Genomic DNA, 3,726 nt, shown 5'->3' with positions numbered 1-3,726 from the left:
TCACCACCCGCACTCCCCACCAACCGGCGGCCGGCCTCGCCGCCCACCGCCGCTGACGGCCGGGCTCACCACCCGCACTCCCCACCAACCGGCGGCCGGGCCTGGCCGCCCACCGCCGCTGACGGCCGGGGCAATCGCCCGCGCTCCACACCAACCGGCAGGGTCTATCGCCCGCCGACCGGGTGGCGCTCGGTCTCGGCGAGCAGGCGCAGTGTGCGCTCCTCGCCGAGGCGATGGCCGGTCTCGCGGTGCACGGCCAGCGCCCGCCGGGCGACCTCGACCGCCTCACCGTGCCACGACTGTCCGATGTGGACCTGGGCCAGCACGGTCAGCGCCTGCCCCTCCAGCATCCGGTAGCCCGTGCGCACGGCAAGGTCGAGCGCCTCGCGGGCATGCCGCATGGCCAGATCGGCCCGGCCGATCGCACACTCGGCGGTGGCCAGCCCGATCAGCACGTGGGCCCGGCCGTAGGGGTAACCGGCGTCGGAGACCCGTTCGAGGGCCTGCCGGTGCAACTCGACCGCGGCCGGGAAACGCCGCAACAGGTATTGGATGTGGCCGAGAGTGCTCAGCGTCTCCGCCTCGATGCGGTGCCGGCCCGTCTCGCGCGCCAAGGCCAGCGCGGAACGGCCCGCGTCAAGCGCCTCGGCATGCCGGCCCATGTCGGCGAACACGGCGGCGAGGTTGCGCATGGTGCCCGCCTCGTGGCCGCGGTAGCCGCCCTCCCGATAAAGCAGCAGCGACTCGGTCAGGTGGGCCACGGCCTCATCGAACCGGCCGAGCAGATGCAGGGTCTCGCCGAGGTTGTTGATCGCGGCCGCCTGCCCGGCACGCGACCCGATCGCTCTATACATCTCGATGGTGCGCACCTGGGTCCGCTCCGCGTCGGCCAGCCGGCCCAGCTCCCAATACACCGAGCCGAGATAGCCATACATCGAGGGGATCCGCGTGCGCCCCTGGTTGACCGCGATCGCCTGCTCCAGGTGGGCCGCGGCCTCCCTCGGCTTGCCCAGATGCCGCAGCAGGCCGCCGAGATTGCTCAGCGCGGCCGCCTGCGCCTCGGGCCAGTCCGCCAGCCGGGCCAGCCGCAACGCCGCCTCCTGATGCTCGACCGCGCCGAGGTATCGCTCCTGGCGCAGGGATTGCAGGCCGAGCGCCAACCGGGCGGCCGCCTGGCCCGCGAGGTCTCCGGCATGCTCGGCCGCGGCCAAGCCCGCCCGAGCGACGGCGAGCCCGTCGACCATGTTGCCGCGCAGCCAGAAGTATCCGCGCAGCGCGTCGGCGAGCAGCCAGGCAAACGAGTGCGGCCCGCGCTCGGCGGCGTGCCGGATCACGCTCACCAGGTTGGCGACCTCGGAATCCAGCCAGGCATAGGCCTCGGCGTAATCGGTGAACGCCCGCCCGCGCTCGGGCAACGGAAGCCGGATGCTCTCCGGGAACAGCACCCGGGCGGCGGCGTCCACAGTGGATAGATACCAATCCAGCAGCCGCTCGATCGCCGGCTCCCGCTCGGCCGGCTCGACCAGCCCGGCGGCGTAGAGACGCAGCAGATCGTGGAACGTGTATCGCCCCGGAGCGTGCTGCTGCACCAGATGCGCTCCGGCGAGCCGTTCGAGCTGCGCACCCGCCTCGGCCACGGGCACGCCCGCGAGCGCGGCCACGGCCTCCACCGCGAAGTCGGCCCCCGGCACCAGCCCCAGCAACCGGAACACCCGCTGGGCCTCTTCCGGCTGGGCCACATAGGACAGGTCGAACGCGACCCGCGCCGCGGCCTGCTCGTCGCCGTCTATCTGCAGCTGGCCCACCCGGTTGCCCGCGCGCAGCTGGTCGGTGTAGCCGGCTATGGTCTGGTGCGCCCCGCCGGTCAGGTTGGCACCCGCGATCCGCAGGGCCAGCGGCAGATATGCACACAGCCGCGCCAGCTCAAGGGCTGCCGCGGGTTCGGCGTCGACCCGGTCGGCGCCGACGGTCCACGCGAGCAGCGATCGCGCCTCCTCCGGCGAGAGCACGTCGAGGCTCACCCGGCGCGCACCATCGCGCGCGACCAGCCCGCCGAGCCGGTCGCGGCTCGTGATGAGCACCAGGCAGCCAGGGCTGCCGGGCAGCAGCGGGCGCACCTGCTCGGCCGAGCCGACGTCGTCGAGCAGCACGAGCATCTGCCGGTCGGCGAGCATGCTGCGATATGCGCCCGCGGCCGCCTCCACGTCGACCGGGGTCCGGTCCGCCGGCACGCCAAGCGATTGCAACACCCGGGCCAGCGCGTCGATCGGCTTGAGCCCGCGCAGGTTGACATAGAGCTGGCCGTCGGGGAACCGCGCGGCGATGCGGTGCGCCCAGTGGACGGCCAGCGCGGTCTTGCCCACCCCGGCCCCGCCCGTGATGGCCGTGATGCCCACGGTGCGCTTGTCCTGATCGATCAGCCGGCCGAGCGCGGCCAGCGCGGCGGCCCGCCCGGTGAACCCCGGCACGTCCGCAGGCAGCTCACGCGGCACGGCACGGGCCGTCGAATCTCCAATGTGGACCGCCGTCGCCTCGTCGTCCAGGGACGGCGGCTCGCCGCGCAGCACGGAGGTGTGCACACGCTGCAGCAGCACGCCCGGTTCGAGGCCGAGTTGGTCGGACAGGATCTCGCGGGCCCGCCGATAGGTGTCGAGCGCCTCGGCCTGCCGGCCCGCCTGGTAGAGCGCGAGCATCAGCAGGGCGTGGAACCGCTCGCGGTAGGGATGCGCGGTGACCAGACCGGACAGCTCGGCCACGACCTCGCCGTGCCGGCCGAGCTCCATGTCGAGCTGGACGCGCCGCTCCAGGGCGCGCAGCCGCTGCTCCTCCCACCGCTGCGCGGCGGCCTGGAAGTATGGCGTGACAAGGTCGTCGAGTGCGGGGCCCCGCCACAGCGACAGCGCCTCGGCCAGCTGCCTGCACGCGGCCTCGCGGTCGCTCATCGCGCTCGCCGCCTCCACGCCGCGGGCGAATCGGCGCACGTCGAGTTGGTCATCGTCGATCCGGATCACGTAGCCGGACCCGCTCGTGGTGATCAGCGCCCGGTCGGGCTGGGCTTCGCGCAGGATGCGGCGCAGCGCCGAGACGCGATTTTGGGCCTGCACCCGCGCGCTGGACGGCGGCCGGTCGCCCCAGGCGGCGTCGACGATCTGATCGATGGAAACGACCCGGTCGGCCTCAAGCAGGAGCGCCGCGAGCACACTGCGTGAGCGCGTCCCCCCTATGGCCACGGGCCCACGGTCGTTGCGCACCTCGACCGGGCCCAGAAGCAGGAACTCCGTGCCCCCCACCGGATAAGTATGCCTGTTCGAACCGGCACCCGGCGAATCGAGCCAATGATCGCCATTACTGTCCGCTTCCGGGTCCGATGACGATCGGACCCGGCGGGTCCATATATGGCGCATGCGCCGCCGGGCACCCGGGGTGACCCGCAGCGTGTCCGAAGTGGACAGTACGGCCAGCCGGTGCGCCGTCCTGACCGGCTGCCCCCCGTCGTATTGACGGCCGATCGCAGACAGTTCACCGTCCGAGGTGGGCGCTGACAGTGGCCGTGGCAGGGTCATTGCCAGCGCCCCGCGTCCCTCGGCGACATGAGCCGAGGGGGCGCCGCCCGCGGGGATGCAGAGGTCCGCGAGGGTCGCCTCGGGCCGCAGCCGCCTGGCGGCCGCAGCCGCGGCGGTCGGGGGTCCTCCCGCGGCAACGGCACCGCGACGGTCGCGGCGAGCG

The 3,726-nt window shown here is 73.4% G+C and carries 1 protein-coding gene; it reads right to left on the bottom strand.

Going from position 1 to position 3,726, the window contains the following annotated elements:
• Positions 1–164: 164 nt before the first annotated feature.
• On the bottom strand, positions 165–3,290 hold the full coding sequence (locus DM816_RS40845) for an AfsR/SARP family transcriptional regulator (protein WP_162908382.1): 3,126 nt from the start codon (positions 3,288–3,290) through the stop codon (positions 165–167).
• Between the last annotated feature and the right edge of the window lie 436 nt (positions 3,291–3,726).

This window comes from Allorhizocola rhizosphaerae (genome assembly GCF_003426775.1).
GTDB lineage: Bacteria > Actinomycetota > Actinomycetes > Mycobacteriales > Micromonosporaceae > Allorhizocola > Allorhizocola rhizosphaerae.
Note: the sequence above shows the minus strand (reverse complement) of the source record. Positions and strands in the feature narration are given on the sequence as shown.